Below are 20,101 nucleotides of genomic sequence, written 5' to 3' on the forward strand. Positions count from 1 at the left end.
TCTATGCGTACCGCCTCGTCGTCCACGTCGACCGACAGCACCGCCACGTCGGCGATCGACGGGAACAACAACTCCTCCAGCCGGAGCAGGACTTCTTCCACGGCCTGAACTGTCAGCCACACCGCACCCGGTACGGGCCAATTCCGGGCAACTTCCCCAGAGCCCACTCACCCGACAACCGTCACTCACCGTGCATGCTCCACGGAATGTGTGCCAGAACCAAAACTCGTGAACATCACCCGACCGTGGATCTGGGTGCCTCCCAAACCCATGAACATCCGACGGCGCTACTCGTGAATAAAGCCACAGCACCCGCACCAGACGCCACACTCCGGCCGCCGCTCCGAGCAGCCCACCCACCAACGCGCCCTTCCCCGCTGGACCAGAGACACCAAAAGCCAGTGCGAGAGCCAGAGCGACGGCAAAGACCGCCGCAGCCAGCACGACGGCAGTCACCAGAGCAAAAACGATCTCCACCGTCATTGCGTCCTTTTCCCACCGCGACTCACGCCCCATATCCATGCTGCACCAGGCTCAGTGGCCGCAGCCGGACATGGGGGTGTCGACGTACTTCCAGGTCCGGGGTCCGACTCCGTCGGGCTTGAGACCGCTACAGCTCTGGACGGCATGTACGGCGACGTCGGTGAGCGCGGGGCACGGGACGATCGGGGATACCGGGTGTGCTCACCGGGTCAACGCGAGCAGTTCATCGATCACCGGTTCCTCACCACCGCTACCGAGGTGGGCGATGGCCGCGAACGGCGCGATCACCTGGCTCCAGGCGTGGAGCCGGTCGCCATCGAGCCCGCACGCCGCCGCCACGCGCGCGCAGCGGGTCTCGACGCCCTCCAGCCCGGCGCCGGCCACGACGTAGTCCACGGCGTCAAAGCATGGATCACCCACACATGCCTTCGGATCGATGGCCATGAGGCCGCGCTCCGCGCCGCCGTCGAGCACATTGCCCAGGTGCAGGTCTCCGTGGAGCAGCACGGTCGTTGCTTCCGTGTCCAGCAGCCGCTCGCACCGCTGGATGGCCCTGCCCCACGCGGTGACGTCCATCCGTGCACTGATCGCAGGCTCGGGCAGCCGCCTGCCGACCCGGGCGAAGGCCTCCTCGCACCGCCCACGCAGCACACGCGTGGGCAGCGGAGGCAGAGCGACTCCGTGCAGGGCGGCGAGCAGATCCGACCACTGTCCCGGAAGCGAAGCAGCAGGCATGTCCTCCGCCGGCGTTCCGGGCACGATCTCCTCCAACACCATCGCGCCCGCCTCCTCGTCGGCGGCCAGCACGGCGGGCACCCGGCCCGAGGCAGCGAACCACCCCAGCATTCCGACCTGCTCGGCCAGAAGGGCCCGCTCCGGACTGATCTTCAGCACCGCAGGCGTGCCGTCGGGCCAACGGCACCGCAACGCGACCGACGAAGCACCGTCCGGGAGGGGCTCACCGAGCGAAAGTCCCCACTGGGACGTCAGCCGCGCGATGAGACCCGGCGTGTCAGCGCACCACTCGGCAACCTGGGGACCGAATCGACGTACCAACCGAGTAGTGACGCTCTCCACGTCCACCAGCAGTCGTTTCACACGGGTCAGTCTGCCGCTCGCGCGATCTTTGTCCAACGCTTTCCCACCACTCGCTGCGACCGCAAGCCGACGAGCGAATCGGACCAGAGCAATCACCCAGCCCTTCGGCGAGAATCGCTCAGCCTTCACTGGGAAAGATCATCCGGCCACACCACCCCGCTGACCAGCATAAACACCCCAGCCTGATAGCGATCAGCGGCAAACCGACCACCACACCCCGCAAAAACGACAGTCACTCATCGGCATCCGCTGTCAGAACCCAGCACCCCGCACCACCAGCCAGGAAACACCACCAACCCACTGACAAAACGATAACGATGACGAACACCCACCGACAAAAAAGCACCGATCACCACGTTGTTGTCCCCGGCCGGTGCGAAGGTACCGGAGCAGGCGCGCCCTGGTTGTCCCCATCGGCAGCCGCCTGGACATAGGGCGCGAGCGCCGCTCGCTGCTCGGCATGGAGCGCGAGCGGCTGGCCCTCGTGCTGGATTCCCGATCTATGCTGGCCAGTACCTCTGTTGAGCGCCCGCGGTGCAGGAGACTCCGGTTGGCTCGACCCTATGAAGCGACGAGCATCATTCCGCCGACGGCAAACTGGCGGCCGAAGACGCCCGGGCCGTCGTTGTCGAAGGGAGCCTCGTGATGAGGAATAGAGATCGGTGAGGCCAACGCCTCCGGCGCGTGCCCATGCGAGATCTCGACCATGGACGGCGCGAGGTCCGCGAAGTCCACGATGCGCCCGCCGAACGTGAAGGGCGTGCTCTCGAGCAATCTGCAGTTGACCCGCGTGTCGAACACACCGGCCCGGGGGGCAACCTGCGTGATCTCATCCGCTTTGTAGGTCGCGATGAGCTGCCCTCGACGGAACGACTCGCGGTCACGGAAGTCTCGGGTCCCGTCCGGCTCCGCGTCGAAGTAGATCCGCAGCCGTGTCGACGAAGAGTGCTTCATGATCTGAAGCCCCTCGAAGGTGTCGTCGCTTGTGGTGAGGTGCTCCGTTGTCGTGCCGCTCCGGATGGCGGTGAAATGGGCGGCAGACGGCAGCCTCACTTCGCGACCGTGACTGCCGTCGTCGGCAAGGAGCGACACGTCGTCACCGAAGACGGGACCATCGGCGGCCGCGATCCCGTACACGACGAACCGTCCCTCGAAACGGGAGCCGTCGGGACCACTCGGGCCTTCGCCCTCTTCCACGAAACCGCGTCCCGCGAACTGCAATGCCATGTGCATGGTTTGCTCCTTACCGTGCTTGTATTTGTTCAAGAAGCGCGATCTTCATCGCGCAAGAGCACGCGTCATCTGCCGCCTGCTCTCAGTTCGGCCGGCCCCAGTCCAGGCGGTCGGCAAGGCCGGCGGCGCTGAAGGCGGTTTCCACCTCGTCACGGCCTTCGCTGAAGTGAGCCCAGCTGTCGTAGTGGGCCGGGACCACACGGCCCGCGTCGAGGATCCTGGCGGCCTCAGCCGCCATGGCGCTGTCCAGGACGATCACCTGATCGTCGAAAAGGCCGGGGAAGCGGGGGGCGCCGGCGAAGAGAATGGCGGTATCGACCGGAGCGAAGCGGTCGGCGATCTCCCGGACCGCGCCGAGCGAGGCGTTGTCGCCGCTGACGTAGACGATGGGCAGGCCCTGGCCGGTCAGAACGAAGCCGACGACATGGCCGAGGATCGGCTCGACCGCCTCCCGGGAGACTGGGCCGTGGATGGCGGGGACACCGGTCACGGTGATCGTGCCGCCGTCGGGGCGGTCCAGTTCGATGGACTCCCAGTCGGCCAGCCCCTTGGCCCTCGTGCCCAACTGCTCGCCCAGGCGCTTGCTGCCGCTGGGCGTGGTGAGGGTGAGGGGAACGTCGGCGAGCAGGGCCCGGCCGGAGGTGTCGAGGTTGTCCTCGTGCTCGTCGTGCGAGAGCAGGACCACGTCGATGGGGCCGAGGCCGTCGGGCGTCGCGGCAGACGGCGCGGTCTTGGCCAGAACCGGGCGACCGGGCTGATTGTGGCCGTACTCGCCTGGACCGTCGAAGGTCGGATCGGTCAGGAAGTGCAGGCCGCCGTACTCGAAGTGGGTGGTTGGGCCACCGAAGACACGGACGGGGAACTGAGCGGGAACGGAAGACATCAAGATTCCTCACGGATAGAAGCTAGTGAACCGTGAGGTGACGCTAACTGTTCCTCACGGGTAAGCGCAAGCCGTACCATGAGAAGCGTGAAGGAGACCTTGATGGAACAGCCCGGACCGCCGCCCGCACAGGGCGAGGAAGAGCACCTCGCCCTGGCGCTCGCCAACAGTGCGATCGCCATGCCCGGAGGGCACACGATCGATCTCCTGGGCACGCCCGCACAGACGAACCAATGGCTGGCAGCGCACGGTCTGGCTCCGGTCGACGCCGGGATGCGGGAGATGTGCGCGACGCAACTGCGCTCGCTGCGCGAGCAGATCAGGTCGCTGCTCGCCTCCCGAACCGAGGGCCTCCCCGCCCACCCCGCGGCTATCGCGGCCATCAACGACGCGATGACCCGCGTCCCGACCGCCCCGCTGCTGCAGTGGGACGACACCGGCGGCCCCTACCGGGTAAACCCCCACCCCACGACCGCGATCGTGGACCATGCCCTGGCAGCCCTCGCCGCCAACGCCGCCGACCTACTCACGAGCCCCGACGCCGAACGCCTCACCGCCTGCGGCTCTCCCCCTTGCAACCGCTACCTGCTCCGCCACGGCCGCCGACACTGGTGTTCCACACGCTGCGGCGACCGTGCCCGTGCCGCCCGGGCCTACGCCCGCCGCAGCTCCCGGTGACCACCTGACAACCACCGCTGCTCATGAGGCAGCGGATGCGGTCTGCGGTGTGGGGAGGGATCCGGCCGGAGTGCTGTCGTTCCAACCGTTCAGGCCGATCTGGTCCAGGTTCGCCTGGTCCTGGCGGCGCAGCAGTTCAGCCAGCGGGCCGGTGACCTTTTTGCGCTTTCGGCGGGCTGGTGATGGTCGCGTCGCGATGATGAAGCTGTCGAATCTCGCTCGCTGATGACGTCCGCGCTGGCAATGGTTGCGGCCGTGTCGGTTCTCTTTCTCACCTGCGGGTTGCCCGGCTCCGGCAAGACAACGTTGGCCAGGCGTTTGGAGCGGGAATGGTCGGCCCTTCGGCTGACGGCTGACGAGTGGCTGCATGAGCTTCATCCGAACCTCTCCGGTGACGAGCTTGATGCCATGCGTGATCCGGTTGAGCGGGTGCAGTGGAGTGTCGCCGTACGTGTTCTTGAGACGGGCGGCAACGTGGTACTCGACTGGGGGCTGTGGTCCCGGGAGGAACGCGATCACTACCGGACCGAGGCTCAGGCTCTGGGGGCCCGGGTCGTGCTGTACCTACTCGATCCACCATCGGACGAACTGCGGCGTCGGCTGTCCGAACGCAACGGGGACTTGCCGCAAGGAACGTTCCATATCACCCAGGACCGTCTCGATGACGCGACCCGATACTTCCAGCGGCCGACGGCCGAAGAGCTGGCCGAGTTCGACCCGTTTCCAGTAGATGTGGGGCAGTGAGGTTTTCTCGACGAAATGATCTTTGTGAGGCCACGTGACCGCAGGGAGCGGGGACCGAACAACCCGTGAGGACGGAAGCTCAGGGCCAACGCGACGCGATCGGCCAGCGTTGGCGCATGCATACGGAGACATCTCAACCGTCGCTGCCCGAACATGAGCTGGTTGCTACCAGCACCACCGTTGTCTACACGAACCGCTGGATGAGCGTCCGCAAGGACAAGACCCTGCGGCATGACGGTGCCGAGGGCATCTACGGTCTGGTGTAGAAGCCCGACTTCGCTCTTGTCATCCCGTACGCCGACGGCGGTTTCCATCTGGTCGAGCAGTACCGGTATACGGTCAAGGGTCGCTACTGGGAGTTCCCGCAAGGCTCCTGGGAGGACAAGCCGGACGCAGACCCACTCGCCCTCGCACGCGGTGAGCTTGCCGAGGAGACCGGGCTGACCGCTGGCGCCATGACGCCACTGGCCACCTTCGGGGCATACGGATACTGCAACCAGGGCTTCCACGTTCTTCTCGCAACGGACCTCACCGCCGGCGAAACCAACCTCGACGAGACAGAGGCGGGCCTGATCAGCCGCTGGTTCTCCGAAGCGGAGGTACGGCAGCCCATCGCCCAGGGCCGGTTCAAGGACGCGTCCTCCATCGCCGCCCTGGCCCTCTTCCAGCGCCATCGCGCAGAACTTGGTGAACAACTGACGTCATGGCCATGCTGGGCGAACCGGCAGGGCCCCGGCGGATCGAGCCACGCGGCCCCGGCGGTTGGCAGACGTAAAGCCCCCGGTAGGACAGGTCTCACCACAAGATCATGTCCGTAACCACCAGAGGCTTCACATTGGTCACCCATGCTGCCACGCTCGACGTCCCGCGCCACGTCGTGGATCATCTGTCCCGCCTGCCGGCCGCGCACCGACGGCGCATCGGCACTCCGCGCGGCAGCCGGGCGCTCGGCCCGTTTCCGCCAGGCCGTACTGGTCCTGCGCTGGTTCCGCGAGCGCGGCTGCGTGCACTGCCTGGCCCGCGATACCGGCGTCTCCCAAGCCACCGGCTACCGCTACTTGCACGAAGACATAGACGTCCTCGCCAACCAAACCCCCGTGGACGGCACCCTGATTGAATCCGACCGCCTCGCCGGCGTCCGCGACAACAGCAACGACCTGTGGTTCAGCCAGAAACACAAGACGTTCGGCGGCAACGTCCAGTTCCTCTCAGCCCCGGACGGCACCCCACTGTGGGTCTCCGACGCCGAACCCGGCTCCACCCCCGACATCAGCGCCGATGGTGGCCGACTCCGCGGTGCTGACCGGTCCGCTGGCGCTGCAGGTAGCGCTGGATGAAGTCCCAGCGGCGGGTCTTCACTTCACCTCCCTGGCGAAATAAGCGGCCGCCCGGCGCAGGATCTCGCGCTCCAGCTGCCACTCCTTCTCGGCCTTCAGCAGCCTGGCGTTCTCGGCCCGCAGCCGGTCCAGCTCGCCGGCCTGACTCTCCGGGCCGCTCCCGCCCCGGACGGCCGACACGTTCGCATCAGTGTCCTTGCGGACCCACGTGCGCAGTGTCTCCCCGGTGATCCCGAGCTCGGCGGCCACGGCCGCGTACGTGCGCCTTCCGCCTCCCGCGCGATACAGCGCGACGGCGTCCCTCCGGAACTCCTCCGGGTACGGAGACTGGCGTCCCACCTGGACATCCCTTCCTGAACCAACGAGATCCATTGTCAGGGTGTCCACTCCAAGGGATCAGCCTCACTCTGTCACCTCTCCCTGCGGAGCAGGCAAAACGTGTCGCGCAGCGGTTCCTGTACACCTTGGGGCCCGCAAGACCTGCCGCTGGTGGAGAGGGTCCGCGCCGAACGGGGCGTCCACACCAGCGCCTTCCCTCACGACCACCATCCGCCGGACTTCGCCCTGTCCGGGGCCCGTGAGGCGGTGGCCAGGATGACGAAGGAAGGAACGCCTGCTCGGAGAGGAAGAGACGGGCGGCCGGGGCTGCGTTCATGAGGGGGGCCAGGGTCGGTTCGGGGCGAGGGCGTAAGGAAGTGGTCCGGGGTCCGCCCGAGCGGGGCGGTGTACGGGTGGACCCCGGGGTTCGGGGAGCCGAGCGCGCTCTACGAGCCCGTCGGCAGGACGCGGGTGCGGCCCATCGCGCCGAGCCACGCCGCGGACGGCTTCGGGGTGCGGACGAAGGTCTTGCGGTCGACGGCGATCAGGCCGAACGCGGGCCGGTAGCTGCCCCATTCGTAGTTGTCGAGAGCGCTCCAGTGGAAGTAGCCCCGCACGTCCACCCCGTCGGCCATGGCCTGGGCGAGGCCCGTGAGCGCGCCTGTGGTGTAGGCGATCCGGCGGTCGTCGTCGGCCGTGGCGATGCCGTTCTCGGTGACGATCAGCGGGGTTCCCGGCACGGTGGCGGAGGTGTTCCGCAGGGCGGCGTCGAGCGCTTTGGGGTCGTACTCCCAACCGGTGAGGGTGCGCTCGACGTCTTCGGGGACGGGCAGCGGACCGGAGGCGCCGATGCGGGTACGGGTGTACGCCTGGACACCGAGCCAGTCGTCGCCGCGCGCCGCCTCCAGGAAGGCCGTCTCGCGGGGGTGCTGGTAGGCAGCGGCCTGCTCCTCGCAGCCGGGCTCGGGGAGGCATGACTGGTTGGCCACGGACCAGCCCGTACGGATGTGCGGGGCGCACGACTTGACGGTGTCGACGGCCCTGCGGTGGGCACGGATGAGCCCCTCGGTCGCGGCCTCGTCCGGCAGTGGCAGGCCGGCAGCCGGAAGGGAACCGCTGCCGCCGTGTCGTGCGCGCAGGACGGCTGCCATGACGGCGACCATGTTGGGCTCGTTGATGGTGCAGACGTGGTCGACGCCCTCGCCGAAGACGGGGGCGGCCGCTTCCACGTACCGGGCGAAGAAGTCGGCGGAGTCCGGTGTGGCCCAGCCCCCGCGTTCGGCGAACCAGAGCGGGGCGGTGAAGTGGTGCAGGGTGACCATGGGGCGCAGGCCACGCTCGCGTGCCCCCTCGACCATGCGCCGGTAGTGGGTGACGGCGGCGTCGGAGAACTCGCCGGGCGAGGGCTCGATCCGCGCCCATTCGATGCTGAAGCGGTAGTCGGTGAAGCCGAGTCCGGCGAGCAGGTCCATGTCCTCGGGCCAGCGGCGGAAGCTGTCGCAGGCGGCCCCGCTGGGCTCCTCGATGCGGTCGGTGAGGCCGGCGTGCTCCAAGGCCCACCAGTCGCTCCGGGTGTTGCCGCCTTCGGTCTGGTGGGCGGAGGTGGACGCGCCCCACAGGAAGCCGTCGGGAAGGGTGAACTGGTCGTTCATGTCTCTGGTTCTCTTTTCCGGGCCCCGGATCAGGGGACCCTGCGGATCGGGATGATGCACAAGCCGCCGACGGCGGCCGTGGCGGCGGCAAGCAGGAAGAGACCGCGGTAGCCGAGGACCGGCACGACGGCGAAGGCGAGGACCGGGGCGAGGACCTGCGGGATGGTGTTGGCGATGTTGAGGATCCCGAGGTTCTTCGCCCGGTGCTCCTGGTCGGGCAGCACCTCGGCCATGACGACCTGGTCGACGGCGACGAAGCAGCCGGAGCCGAGCGCCCCGAGCACGGCGAAGGTGAAGAACGCCCACAGCGAAGGACTGAACGCGAGCGGCAGCACGGACAGTGCCGTGATGCCGGACGAGACCAGGACAAACACCTTGCGCCGTCCCAGCCGGTCCGACAGCGGCCCGCAGACGGTGATGGCGATGCCCGCCGAGAGCGCGGTGAGCGCGCCCGCGACGCCGATCATCGAACCGGCGCGTGCCGAGGACAGCCCGAGGTGATCGGTGAGGACGTACAACTGGTAGACCATCACCAGGTTCAGGCCGAGGAGGGTCAGTAGGCGCCCGATCAGGGCCCACAGGAAGTCGGCGTCACGCGGTGGCAGCAGAGTCCGTACGAGCGTGCGCACCGCGAGGCGCTCGACGGGCAGCCCGGTGCTGGAGCGGTCGGGTGCCGCGAGGAACACCAGGAGCCCGCCGAGGACGACGACGCCGGCGACCCAGCGCAGTCCCTGCGCGGGGACGGTGATGAGGACGCCGGCCACGACGGCCGACACGCTGTTGCCGAGGAGCTGGCCCAGGCCGATCCAGGAGGACGCCTTACCCAGGTGGGCGGAGTCCACCCGGTCCGGGAGGATCGCGCCGAGAGGCGCGACCATCGCGTTCAGGCTGATCTGGAGGAGGAGCCACAGCGTCAGCAGGACCGGGAAGCTCTGGGTGTACGAGAGCCCGAAGATCGCCAGTGTCGTGCCGAGGCTTCCGGCGAGGATCCACGGGTTGCGGCGGCCGAAGCGGGAGCGGGTGCGGTCCGAGAGGAGCCCGATGACGATGTTGGCGCACATGGCGGTGAGCGCTCCGGCGGTGGCCATCACGGCGTAGCGCTGGAGCTTGGTGTCGTCGTCGAGCTGGCCGAGCAGGGACTGAACCAGCACCGTGGCGGCGTGGAACGGAAGAATCCACGACAGGTACGCGGCGCCCAGCACGGGCCCGAGGCGGCCCAGGCGGGCGGGGACCGGACCAGGCGGGACGGTGCACCGCGCGATCGCGGGGCCCGGCGGTGAAGAAGGCATGGACATCTCCTTTCCCGCACCCTTCGGGGCGGGGTCGGCTCACCGTAACCATGAAATCCTTGATGCTCAAGGTTTTCATCGAACCAGAGCCGCCGCGCCCGTAGAATTCCGCGCATGAGCACTCCCCGTGGGCCGTACGCGAAGACCTCGGCAAAGCGGCAGAAGATCATCGAGGCCGCCCTTGCCGCCTACGCCGAAGCAGGCAGCCGCAAGGTCTCGGTCCGTGACATCGCCCAACGGGTGGGCATGACGGACGCCGGGGTGCTGCACCACTTCGGCAGCCGGGAGGCCCTTCTCACCGCGGTCCTCAAGGCACGGGACGCCGCCGCGAGCGCCGCGCTCGGCGAGAGCCACGCCGATCTGCGCGCCGGACTGGGCATCGTCACCCACAACGCGTCGACGCCGGGCCTGGTCAAGCTCTTCGTCGATGTCGCGGCCGCGGCGGCCGAACCCGAGCACCCGGCCCACGGCTTCTTCCAGGACCGCTACACCAACGGCCGCCAAAACATCGCCGCCCTCCTCGCCCGGCACGCCACCACCCTCGAACCGAAACCCACCCCCGTGCCGGAACTCACTCCCGAACCGGATGCCACCCCCGTGCCGACGACCCCGGTCACCCCGGAATGGGCCGCGCGCATTCTCCTCGCGGCGACGGACGGCCTCCAGTTCCAGTGGCTCCTGGAGCCCGACACCGACATGGCCGCAGACCTCACGACCCTGTACGACGTCCTGATGCAGGCCCTCCACAAGGAAGCCTGACCCTGCACCTGGCCCTCCACGCCTCAGGCCAGATGCACCGCCACGCCGCACAGGCCCATGCATCACCGGACGCTGACTTGAATCTGTCGGGGATCTTGGAGTCGCCGAGGTCAGCTGCCCAAGGTTCGCCAGGACTTCAGCCGGGAAATCTCGCGCTGGTCGAGGTAGTCCTGGAAAGCGGTCGGTCGGCGGGGTGCGGGGGTTTCCTCGTCCGGTGGCAGTCCGCTGAGGCGCTCGATATTGACGGCGATGGCCGTCAGGACGTGCTGGATGTGTGCCTTTCCCTGTCCTCGGTAGCGACAGCGCCGCATGCCGTGGCCGTGGGCGAACTCGTTGACCGTGCCCTCCACTCCGGAGCGGACCGCATAGCGGGCCTTCCACTCGGGCGTCTGCTGCTCGGTACGGACGCGAAGTTGCAGGTCGCGGAGTTCTCGCGGGGGAAAGCCCACAGTGCGCGCACTGTCTGCGGTGCTGGTGCACTGCGCGCGGGCCGGGCAGGGGCGGCACTGGCTCTTGGTGAACCTGGCCACGATCAGCGGGGCCGCGGTGGGCGAGGAGGTCGGGTAGGGGCCGTGCAAGCCCGCGCTGACCTGTCCCTGGGGGCAGGTGACCTGCTGGCGGTCGTAGTCGATGTGGAAGTCGTCCCGGGCGAAGCCCTCGTTCCGACGGTGCTGGAGGGTGGGGTTGCTCCGGGGCGGCCCGGAGACGGTGACCTGGTGTTCACGGGTGGCTTGTGCCAGGTGGGGCAGGGAGGTGTAGCCGCCGTCGGCCAGGTGCTCAGTGGGCAGCAGCCCGCGACGCGCCAGGCGGGCGTGGATGCCGGGCAGAACCTGGCTGTCGTGGGTGGTGGCCGCGGTGGTGACCACATCCGTGATCACATTCGGGCCGTCGGGAGCAAAGGTCTCGGTCAGGTGAGCGGAGAACCCCTTCCAGCTGATGATGTGCCCGTGGCGTGCGTAGCGGGCCGAAGTGTCGTAAGGAGAGACGATCGCCCGGGACGAGGGCGGCAGTCCGGGCCCGTCTCCTTCTCGGCGGTGCGCCAGCGCAGGTGTCCCGCGGCATCACAGTGGTAGTTCTGCACCACGATCTGGCGCAGGGCCTGGACGCGCGGGCCAGCCGTGTGGTCTGTTCCGTGCCGGTAGAGGTGTTGTGTTCCAGGAGCCGGACGGCGTCGTTTCCGCTGGCGAGGATTCTGGTCTTGGGTTTGGTGGGGTTCTTGCCCAGGCGGACCGGTCGGCCGTAGCGGAGCCCCCAGCCCTCGTCGACCAGCTCGTCGAGCAGGTGAGGGGAGGTGCCGGCGACTTCTTCGAGTGCGGCACGGACCGCCTCGGTGATCAACTCCAGGCGGCTCAGGTCACGCACGGCGGCCAGGACATGGGTGGAGTCGGTGCGCTGCGTGGTGCGCTCGCGCACCAGTCCGGCCTCCTTGAGGCGGGCCAGCGCGAGGTCGAGAAGACGGTCGGCGCGGTCGTCTTCGGCGAGGCGAGCGCGGAAGTCGGCCAGCACGCTGTGGTGGAACCCGGGGTCGTCCAACTCCATGGCCATGGCGTATTTGAAGTCGATGCGGCAGCGAACCGCCTCGGCGGCCTGCCGGTCCGACAGGCCGAGCAGGAACTGCAGTACACAGACAGTGGCCAGCTGAGCAGGCGAAAGCCCCGGACGCCCGTCCCTCGGGTACCAGTCGGCGAAGTCCTCCTCGCACCACAGTCCGACCAGCCGGTCGCGCACCCATATCGCCGTCGTGCCACCCGGGTTGCTCGCCCGCGCAACCCGCGCGGTCAGAGGCGGAACCTGCTCACCAGAACGGGGGCGAAGGGACAACGGGCACCTCGACAGCTTCGTCGGTCGGCGGAACTACCCGAGCATGACCGTTGACCACGCTGTCGCACCGGGAAGCTCCAAGATCCCCGACAGAGTCAAGCTAAGGGTGTCCCGTAATCCCCGGCGGGCGCGCGACGACGGCTGAATCCCCAAGCTCTCGGCTGCGCTCGAGCAGGGGAGACCCCACTCCTCGCCGCGCTGTCGGACACCCCGCACTCCCGGGGGCGGATCCGCCCAGTTCCTGGAGGCCCGTCACCGCGGGCACGCCACTGCCGAGAACCACATCCGGTGCGGCAGGACCACCGGCTTCGGCCGCTCCCCCTCCCGCAACTTCACCGTCAACGCCGTCCGGCTCGAACTCAGCCTCGCCGCGATCGATCCGCCGGCCCGGACGCGCGTCCTGATGCTGGACGGGGAGCTGGCCACTGCCGAACCGAAGAAGCGCCGCTACCGGCTGCTGCACGTCGCCGCCCGCCTCACCCGCGGCGGCCGACGCCTGCGCCTTGCGGATACGGGCGGCCTGGCCCTGGAGAAACGAACCAGGCACGGCCTTCCATCGCCTCGCCGCACCGCCCCGCCGGCTGCCCGGCAAACCCCTGATCACCCACGGCCCGAAGGATGCTGGAGAACCCGACCACCGCGCCGGGTCTCCACCATGTCCGAACACCGAAATCGCTTCGGCCACCCGACAGTTACCCTCGACGACGCCCCATCGCCCCAACCGAAACGGCAAGGTCAGGCCACAGCAACGGGCCGTTGCCGGTGCGGGAAGGAGTGGCGGCTCTCAGCGCGGATCTATGAGGGGTACGGCAGCAGTCCGCTGTCCACCTTCTTCCAGGCCGCCTTCATCTCCGCCAGCAACTGCGGCTCGTGCACCGCGCGGTTCGCGCATTCCCGTGCATCCTCTGTCAAGTTGAACAACTGATCTTTACCATCAAATATGGGGTTCGATGCCTTCTTGGCCTGGTAATACTTCCACTTGCCCCGGCGCAGCGCCCGCATGTCGCGCACGCGCCAGAAAAGGTCCCGTTGTGGTGCATCCTTGCCGTGCAGCAGGTAGCCGGACAGGTTCACGCCGTCCAGCGGGTAGGCGGGATCGGGCCGGGCGCCGCCGATGGCCAAGAGGGTAGCGGTCCAGTCGGGGGTAAAGAGCGGTTCGTGGCTGACCTGGCCCGGATCTATGCGGGCGGGCCACCGTGCGATGGTCGGCACGCGGATGCTGCCTTCCTGGAGTCCGCCCTTTTTGCCCGCGAGCGGCCAGCTGTTCGAGAAACGCTCGCCTCCGTTGTCGCTGGAAAAGACGACGATTGTGTCGCGTTCCTGTCCCGAGCGGCGGAGGGCCGTGAGGACCTTTCCGATGGCGCGGTCCATGCTCTCGACCATCTGCCGGTACTTGTCCACCGACCCGCCGTCCAGATGCATCAGGGCGTAGCCGGCTTCCATCGGAGAGCCCTCCTTGACGATCTTCTCCAGACGTGCGCCTTCCTCCTCGTCGCCCTCGGCGGTCCACGGCCAGTGCGGGGTGGTGAAGTTCAGGTTGAGCAGCCACGGCTTCCGGTGCTTGCGCTCGACGAACTCGCCGGCCCGCTCGGAGAGGATGTTCGTGTAGTAGCGCAGGTCCTTGTAGGGGGTTTCGCCCTCGTACAGGTCGTACTCGCCGACGCGGGTGACCTTGGAGAAGTACTCCATGGCTCCGCCGAAGTTCCCGAAGAACTCCTCCCAGCCCGACTTGGTCGGCGAATAGTCGGGGAGGAAGCCGCAGTGCCACTTGCCGATCATCGCCGTGGTGTAGCCGGCGTCGCGCAGCAGCGAGGCAAGTGTGGGGTGGGTGGGCTCGAGGCCGACCGTGGCTTCTTCCTGGATGGGTTCGTCGAGGCCCGCTCGCACACGTCCCGGGTAGCGGCCCGTGTACAGGCTGATCCGGGTGGGCGAGCAGGTCGAGGAGCCGGCATAGGCGTCGGTGAATCGCACGCCCTGGGCGGCCAGCTTGTCGAGGTTCGGGGTCTTGATATTCGGGGAGTGGTAGCAGGAGAGGTCGGTCCAGGCGAGGTCGTCGGCAAGGATGACGAGGATGTTCGGCCGGCCGGAGGTGCGCCCGGTGGCGGCACGGAACGGCTGCTCCGTGGGGATGGAGGATTCAGCGGCCACGGCGTCCGTGGAGGCGGCCATGGGCGACAGGGCAGCGGCGGCCCCGGCTCCTACGGCGCCTGCGAAGGTGCGACGGGACAGTTTCCGTTCGGTCATGTGCCACTCCTTGCGGGGTACGGTGCAGATGCGTCCCTGCCCTGATATTGGGGCATAGGGAAGATGTGCGATTCCCGGCGAAGGACTCGTAATTGCGAATCCTCCGCCGGGAATCGTATTTAAGAATGCTCACCAAGCCTCTCGATCATGTCAACAGATTCCGAGAGCGCCATTCCATGGAATTCTCTGTGATTCCTGGGAAATTCCTGAGAAATGTTTTAAAGGCTTGGTCCTGGTGGGTGTCCCGGATCGCTCCGGGCGTCAAGGGCTCAAGCCGCTTTCGATTCTGGGTTCGCTGTGGGACGTGGCTGCAGCCTTCGGTGCAGGGGCGGACCGCCGACGGCCACAATCAGGGTGAGAGTCAGTGCAGTGGCCACCGGAGCCCACACGGTCCACAGAGCCAGCAGTGCGTCGAGTCCGAGAGCGGCCCCGACCATCAGCACCTTGGCGGCGACCAGGTGACGCAGCGGCAGATGTGGCGGGGTGGCCCGTGCCCTGCGGCGCCGGAGCAGGTGGACGGCGGGCGGGACCACCACCACGATGGCGAGTAGTCGCAGGGCGTGTTCCCACGGAGGAACGTCGCGGCCGAGCAGCCAGGCTCCGCCGATGCCCAGGCCGACGGCGATGTAGCCGAGGCGTACCGGCCACTCCTTCGGCGTCCGTTCCTTTGGCGGTGCCGTCTGTGGAGTCCCGTTGGACATCGGTTTCCTCCTTCGGGCGCCGGCCAAGGCCCTCAGGCGAAGGGCCGGCCGGCGTGCGCGTATGAGGCGGCGGAACGGTATAGATTCGTGGCCATCAGTCCGGATTCGGTTGCGGCCCGCATTCCGTAGAGGCGGGCGACACCGTCGGCGACCTGTTGGTCGGCGGGTTCGGCTTCCAGGGCGTAGTCGGCAAGGTGGCAGGCCAGTGGCAGGTCATGGTCTGCCAGGTCGAGTGCCCGGCGGAGGAGGGCGCGGGCGCCGCCTGCCAGCGTGGCGACTTCTGCGGCCACGTCGTGCCGGGGTGCGGGTTTGAGTTCGCTGGGGCGCCCGCTCCACCAGCCGCCGTAGTAGCGGATGACGTTGCGCACGATGAACTCTGCCTCGTCGTAGACGGGTTGCAGCCAGGGGGAGTCCGACTGCGGAATCTGGACTCGGCGCACGATGTCGACGTGCGGCGGGGAGCCGTCCTCCAGGACTGCCAGGGTGCGTTCCACGATCCGGTCGAGGAAGTCGGCGGTCTCCAGCAGGATCCGCTGCACCAGGGCGGGATCGTCCACGATGGGCCCACCGTGGCCGGGGCACAAGGACCGTGCTCCCAATGCGGCCATCTCGCGCAGTCCGCGGGCCCAGTCCTCTGGGTAGCGCTGTGCCTTTTGGGGGTTTCCTGCGTTGGGAACGCCCCAGATGATGAGGTCGCCAGTGCACAGGACGCCGCGGTCCGTGCAGAAGACCCAGGTGTGGTCGTCGGTCTCGCCCCGGCACGCGTGGAGTTCGAAGTGCAGTCCGCCGACGGTGAGTTCCAACTCATCGTGGTAGGTGAGGGTTGGCGGGAATTCGGGTGCCCCGAAGCGCAGTTCGGCTCCCTGGAACGTTGGGTCGTCGGCCCGGCCGCCGAACTGGCGGCTGTTGATGACACGGTTGTGTTTGGGGCTGCGTGCGTACCGTGCGAAGCGCTCTGCCATCCGGTCCTGCCCGATGACACTGGGCCGGCCCTGTCCGGTGATGAGGAACGCGCCGAGTCCGAAGGCATGGTCGATGTGCCCGTGCGTGTAGATCGCGGTGTGGATGGGCTGGTCCGTGCGTTCCCGAATCCGTTGGGCCAGGTCTCCTGCGAATATCCGGGTTCCGGTGTCGACCAGCACCAGTCCGTTGTCGGTGGCGAAGGCCGTCACCCCCCGAGCCGAGCGAAGCGAACCATGTCTCGTGTGCCACCGGGACGGGACCTCCTGTCCAGAAGAACTTCGCCTCGTCCGGGCTGCGCTCCTTCTTGTGCGACCACTGGTCGGTGGGGTTTTCCGTCATCTCAATGTCCCCTTTCTGGTGGGTGGCTTCAGCCCCCGCCCGGGCTCCCGTGACGGCGCCCGGGCAGCGATACGGAAACGGGCGCCGCCAAGAGCCCTGTTACCGCGTCGATCAAGCCCAGGACCAACTCGTCGGGATCCACGCTGTCGTGCGCTGCATCGTGAGCGGTACACCGTTGCTCCAGGTCGGCCAGCCCCGCGATGATCAGCTGCCCGGCCCACCGGAAGCGTGCATGGGCGCGCGGCCCGGACAGCGAAGGCAACCGCTCGCGCAGCAGGAGGCCGACGGCGGCCGCCTCGCTGAGCCCGCCGATCTCCGACAGGGCGGCCACGTCGTGTCCGGCGTACTCAAAGATCCTTTGGAGGAAGCGGACGTAATGGCTGCCGGGGCGCATCGCCTGCTCGGCGAGCGGCAGAACGAGGACCTCTGTCAGGTGCCATGGATCGGCGGCGCGGCCTGATTCCTGCGCCAGCGTGAGCAATTGGTGCCGGCGCACGTCGATGCCGCCCCGGCGGTGGTCGAAGACGGCTTCAATCAGCAGCTGCTTGCTCTTGAAGTGGTACTGAGCGGCCGCCGTGTTGCGCTGGCTGGCCTCCATGCTGATCTGGCGCAGTGATGTGGCGTGAACACCTTGTGTGGCGATCAGGCGTTCGGCTGCGAGCAGGATCTGGGATTCGGTGGACATTGTTCCCCTTGTCCAGCTGTCAAGAAAAGGACTTCAAGCGGTGCGCCGCACCGGTGACGTGTCAGCGTGGGAGGTTCATGGAGACATGGATCGTCTGTCGCATCCGCGCATGCCGAATCAGCCGCTGTCTGCGCTGATCCGTAGTCGCCGAATAGGAGTGGAGAAGGATGCGATCCCGTGTGGGATGGAAAATTTCAATGGACCCGAACGCCGCCAATAAAGCAGTCGTTTTAATCATTGTCAAGGGTCTCGTTCGTCCCAGGGCGGTTTCAAAGTCCCGGTGATCACGTGAGTGTGCAGGCCCCGACGTGTGACGATGTCTGGCCGGCCCGTTCCGTAGGAAACGAAGCTCCGGTTGATGCCGGTGAACAATCAAGTCGCCGATGGCACAGGTCGTCCGGGCAGGGACGCCTGGATCAGGGCTTCGCGTGCCCCGGGTCCGGAGAGCATTGTCAAAGTCCGCAGCTGTGTGTCAAGCGGGCTTGATGCTGGCAGGTGTACGTCGAACGCTCGCCTTCACCCCGAAGGAGACCTGGTCCGGAGTCTTGTCTCATGTCATCTCGTCGGCGGTCCCGTGAGGTGACGGGCCGGGCAGGGGCAGTGTGATGCGGAAGGTGCAGCCTCTGCCGGGGGCGGTGTCCAGGGTGATGCGGCCTCCGTGGGCGATGACGAGAGCGCGGGCGATGGAGAGGCCGAGGCCGGAGCCGCCGGTGGTGCGAGTGCGGGAGTCGTCGGTCCGGTAGAAGCGGCCGAAGACCCGTTCGCGTTCGGCAGCGGTGAGGCCGGGGCCCTGGTCGGCGACTTCGAGGACGGCGTGGGTGCCGGCGGTGCCGACGCCGATGCGGATGGGGGTGCCGGGCGGTGTGTGGGTGACGGCGTTGCCGATGAGGTTGGTGACGACCTGCCGGAGCCGGGCCTCGTCGGCGACGGCGGGGGCGGTGGCGGGCCTGCCGCCGCCGGGGCCGGTGAGGGCGACCGGGCGGGTGGTGTCCAGGGCGCGTACGTCGTGGAGGGCGTCGGCGGCCAGGGTACGCAGGTCCATGGGGGCGAGTTCGAGAACGAAGGCCGGTTCCCTTCCGGTGCGGGCGTCCGGAAGATGGATGTCCTCGTCCAGGCGGGCGAGGAGGAACATCTCCTCGACAAGCCGGGTGAGGCGTTCGGACTCCGCGGCAATCCGGGTCATGGTCTGGTCGACGTCCTCGCGAGTGGGCAGGGCGCCCATACGGTAGAGGTCGGTGTAGCCCTTGATGCCAGCAAGAGGCGTGCGCAGTTCGTGGCTGGCGTCGGCGAAGAGGCGCCGGGTCCTCGCCTCGGCCTCCGCGCGGGCCTGGAAGGCGGTGTCGATCTGGGTGAGCATCTGGTTGAGGCAGGCGGTCAGGCGTCCCACCTCGGTGTGGGCGGCGGCAAGTTCGGGAACCCGGTGGGAGTAGTCACCCGCGGTGATGGCCGTCGCGGTCTCCTCGATACGGGTCAGGGGGCGCAGCCCGGAACGGACGGCAAACCAGCCGGCGGTGGTCAGCAGCGCAAGCAGCGCAGCCCCCACCGTCAGGGAGAGGTTCCGGGTCTTGGTGACGGTGCGGTCGACCTCGTCGAGGGAGGTGGCCACGACGACGCTGCCCCTGTCATCGGACCGCTCGGGTCGCAAAACCTGGGCGGGCTGAGCGAGAGCGATGACCCGCCAGCTGTGGTCATCGTCCTTCGCGCGCACGGTGAAGGGGCGGCCTTCGTGGGCGAGGACAGCCGCACGATCGAGGGCGGGGAGTTCGGGCCCGCCACCCGGTGGCGCGGTGCTCGCGTCGAACGTCCTGCGTATGGCACCGTCGTCGTCCAGATAGGTCACGGTGGTGTCCCCGAGGACGCCGAGGACCTGCGCGCTCGGCGGGGTACCGGTATCGGAGGGCGGCGTGAGGCGGGCGGCGATCTCGCCGGTCAGGGCAAGCCGGTCGTCGACCCGGTCCTGGAGGTAGCCGCGCAGGGCCGTAGTGACGACCAGGCCGGTGCCGAGAAGACCGACCGCGACGAGGGCGATGGACAGACACAGCAGCCGGGTGCGGAGGGACAGCCTGCTCGGTGGCCGCCCGGCCGACCAACGAGCCGGGCACTTCATGCCCGAGGCTCGCGCATCACGTAGCCGACCCCCCGGACGGTGTGGATGAGCTTGGGCTCGTCCTTGTCGACTTTGCGGCGCAGATAGCTGATGTACGTGTCGACGATGCTGGGGTCGCCGCCGAAGTCGTACTCCCACACGCTCTGCAGGATCTGGCTCTTCGTCATGGTGCGCCCCGCATTGGCGACGAGGAAGTGCAGGAGACGGAACTCGGTCGGGGACAGCCGTACGGTCCGCCCCGCCCGGGTGACGTGGTGACTGTCGGGTTCGAGCGCCAGGTCGCCGACGGTGAGCCGGGCCGACTGCTCGCCGCGGGTGCGGCGCAGTACCGCGTGGATACGAGCGATCAGTTCTTCGAGGTCGAAGGGTTTGGTGACGTAGTCGTCGCCGCCGAGGCGCAGGCCGTGCAGCCGGTCCTGACGGTCGTCGCGTGCTGTGACGAAGAGGACCGGCACGTCGCCGCCGCGGCCGGGATGGGGTGAGCGGGGCTGCGCCCGCAGTTGGCGGATCACCTCGAAGCCTTCCATGTCCGGGAGCATGACGTCGAGCAGGACCAGGTCGGGCGTGCGCCGTGCGGCCAGGTCGAGGGCCTCCTGACCGGTGGCTGCGGCGTCGACGTCGAAGCCCGCATAGCGCAGCGCGGTGCGCAGCAGCTCTCGGACGGTGGGCTCGTCGTCGACGACTAGCAGGTGGTCGGGGCGACCGGAGGAGTGCGAGGGAGGCGTCGGTGCCGCCATGGTGTGGATCGCCGCCTTCACGGACTGGGG

The 20,101-nt window shown here is 68.1% G+C and carries 19 protein-coding genes and 3 pseudogenes; 7 read left to right on the forward strand and 15 right to left on the reverse strand.

The features are described from left to right. Window positions 1-297: 297 nt before the first annotated feature. The 4 genes and pseudogenes from ACFYY7_RS40520 to ACFYY7_RS40535 all read right to left on the reverse strand — a co-directional run. A pseudogene (locus ACFYY7_RS40520) lies at window positions 298-522 on the reverse strand (DUF6332 family protein); the annotation flags it as partial. Between the two features lie 162 nt (window positions 523-684). Further along, window positions 685-1,560, reverse strand: a complete 876-nt coding sequence (locus ACFYY7_RS40525) for an aminoglycoside phosphotransferase family protein (RefSeq protein ID WP_388669967.1) — start codon at window positions 1,558-1,560, stop codon at window positions 685-687. A gap of 582 nt (window positions 1,561-2,142) precedes the next feature. Next, on the reverse strand, window positions 2,143-2,814 hold the full coding sequence (locus ACFYY7_RS40530; RefSeq protein WP_388669889.1) for a hypothetical protein: 672 nt from the start codon (window positions 2,812-2,814) through the stop codon (window positions 2,143-2,145). A gap of 82 nt (window positions 2,815-2,896) precedes the next feature. Then, on the reverse strand, window positions 2,897-3,697 hold the full coding sequence (locus ACFYY7_RS40535; protein WP_388669892.1) for an MBL fold metallo-hydrolase: 801 nt from the start codon (window positions 3,695-3,697) through the stop codon (window positions 2,897-2,899). A gap of 78 nt (window positions 3,698-3,775) precedes the next feature. On the opposite strand from ACFYY7_RS40535, the gene ACFYY7_RS40540 reads away from it, so the two are divergent. The 5 genes from ACFYY7_RS40540 to ACFYY7_RS40560 all read left to right on the forward strand — a co-directional run bounded on the left by ACFYY7_RS40540 (window position 3,776) and on the right by ACFYY7_RS40560 (window position 6,456). Next, window positions 3,776-4,375: a CGNR zinc finger domain-containing protein gene (locus ACFYY7_RS40540; protein ID WP_388669895.1), complete on the forward strand. Its 600-nt coding sequence runs from the start codon at window positions 3,776-3,778 to the stop codon at window positions 4,373-4,375. A gap of 225 nt (window positions 4,376-4,600) precedes the next feature. Beyond that, window positions 4,601-5,119, forward strand: a complete 519-nt coding sequence (locus ACFYY7_RS40545) for an AAA family ATPase (RefSeq protein WP_388669898.1) — start codon at window positions 4,601-4,603, stop codon at window positions 5,117-5,119. Window positions 5,120-5,184: 65 nt separating this feature from the next. After that, window positions 5,185-5,385, forward strand: coding sequence for a hypothetical protein (locus ACFYY7_RS40550; protein WP_388669901.1), 201 nt, complete (start codon window positions 5,185-5,187; stop codon window positions 5,383-5,385). A 21-nt stretch (window positions 5,386-5,406) separates the two neighbouring features. Further along, a complete protein-coding gene (locus tag ACFYY7_RS40555; RefSeq protein WP_388669970.1) occupies window positions 5,407-5,937 on the forward strand; it encodes an NUDIX domain-containing protein in 531 nt (176 codons plus the stop codon). Between the two features lie 27 nt (window positions 5,938-5,964). Next, complete coding sequence (locus ACFYY7_RS40560) at window positions 5,965-6,456, forward strand: transposase family protein (protein ID WP_388669904.1); 492 nt, start codon at window positions 5,965-5,967, stop codon at window positions 6,454-6,456. On the opposite strand, the pseudogene ACFYY7_RS40565 reads toward ACFYY7_RS40560, so the two are convergent. The 3 genes and pseudogenes from ACFYY7_RS40565 to ACFYY7_RS40575 all read right to left on the reverse strand — a co-directional run. Continuing rightward, window positions 6,452-6,795: pseudogene (locus ACFYY7_RS40565) on the reverse strand (transposase); the annotation flags it as partial. The gene ACFYY7_RS40560 and the pseudogene ACFYY7_RS40565 overlap by 5 nt on opposite strands. A 425-nt stretch (window positions 6,796-7,220) precedes the next feature. Further along, on the reverse strand, window positions 7,221-8,426 hold the full coding sequence (locus ACFYY7_RS40570; RefSeq protein WP_388669907.1) for a glycoside hydrolase family 1 protein: 1,206 nt from the start codon (window positions 8,424-8,426) through the stop codon (window positions 7,221-7,223). 29 nt (window positions 8,427-8,455) lie between these two features. Then, entirely contained in the window at window positions 8,456-9,715 is a 1,260-nt protein-coding gene (locus tag ACFYY7_RS40575) for an MFS transporter (protein WP_388669910.1), read from the reverse strand. A gap of 114 nt (window positions 9,716-9,829) precedes the next feature. On the opposite strand from ACFYY7_RS40575, the gene ACFYY7_RS40580 reads away from it, so the two are divergent. Next, a complete protein-coding gene (locus tag ACFYY7_RS40580; protein WP_388669912.1) occupies window positions 9,830-10,474 on the forward strand; it encodes a TetR/AcrR family transcriptional regulator in 645 nt (214 codons plus the stop codon). Window positions 10,475-10,584: 110 nt separating this feature from the next. Here ACFYY7_RS40580 and ACFYY7_RS40585 read toward each other — a convergent pair whose 3' ends face one another. Next, window positions 10,585-11,352 (reverse strand): transposase, encoded by a 768-nt coding sequence (locus ACFYY7_RS40585; RefSeq protein WP_388669915.1) that lies wholly within the window; start codon window positions 11,350-11,352, stop codon window positions 10,585-10,587. Next, window positions 11,252-12,202 (reverse strand): transposase, encoded by a 951-nt coding sequence (locus ACFYY7_RS40590; RefSeq protein ID WP_388669918.1) that lies wholly within the window; start codon window positions 12,200-12,202, stop codon window positions 11,252-11,254. Before ACFYY7_RS40590 ends, ACFYY7_RS40585 begins: the two co-directional genes overlap by 101 nt. 376 nt (window positions 12,203-12,578) lie before the next feature. Here ACFYY7_RS40590 and ACFYY7_RS40595 point away from each other — a divergent pair. Further along, a pseudogene (locus tag ACFYY7_RS40595) lies at window positions 12,579-12,743 on the forward strand (IS1380 family transposase); the annotation flags it as partial. A gap of 347 nt (window positions 12,744-13,090) precedes the next feature. Here ACFYY7_RS40595 and ACFYY7_RS40600 read toward each other — a convergent pair. The 6 genes from ACFYY7_RS40600 to ACFYY7_RS40625 form a co-directional block, all read right to left on the reverse strand. Beyond that, the gene (locus tag ACFYY7_RS40600) at window positions 13,091-14,539 is read right to left on the reverse strand and encodes a sulfatase (RefSeq protein WP_388669921.1); all 1,449 of its coding nucleotides are present in this window, start codon (window positions 14,537-14,539) and stop codon (window positions 13,091-13,093) included. A 269-nt stretch (window positions 14,540-14,808) separates the two neighbouring features. Further along, window positions 14,809-15,240, reverse strand: a complete 432-nt coding sequence (locus ACFYY7_RS40605) for a hypothetical protein (protein WP_388669924.1) — start codon at window positions 15,238-15,240, stop codon at window positions 14,809-14,811. Between the two features lie 32 nt (window positions 15,241-15,272). Further along, window positions 15,273-16,412, reverse strand: a complete 1,140-nt coding sequence (locus ACFYY7_RS40610; RefSeq protein WP_388669927.1) for an alkyl sulfatase dimerization domain-containing protein — start codon at window positions 16,410-16,412, stop codon at window positions 15,273-15,275. Window positions 16,413-16,570: 158 nt separating this feature from the next. After that, window positions 16,571-17,227 (reverse strand): TetR/AcrR family transcriptional regulator, encoded by a 657-nt coding sequence (locus tag ACFYY7_RS40615; protein ID WP_388669930.1) that lies wholly within the window; start codon window positions 17,225-17,227, stop codon window positions 16,571-16,573. A gap of 550 nt (window positions 17,228-17,777) precedes the next feature. Further along, a complete protein-coding gene (locus tag ACFYY7_RS40620; protein WP_388669933.1) occupies window positions 17,778-19,334 on the reverse strand; it encodes a sensor histidine kinase in 1,557 nt (518 codons plus the stop codon). Then, window positions 19,331-20,071, reverse strand: coding sequence for a response regulator transcription factor (locus ACFYY7_RS40625; RefSeq protein ID WP_388669973.1), 741 nt, complete (start codon window positions 20,069-20,071; stop codon window positions 19,331-19,333). The genes ACFYY7_RS40620 and ACFYY7_RS40625 overlap by 4 nt, the downstream gene beginning before the upstream one ends. Window positions 20,072-20,101: the final 30 nt, after the last annotated feature.

It is taken from the genome of Streptomyces sp. NPDC001933, from assembly GCF_042890955.1.
Taxonomy (GTDB): Bacteria; Actinomycetota; Actinomycetes; order Streptomycetales; family Streptomycetaceae; genus Streptomyces.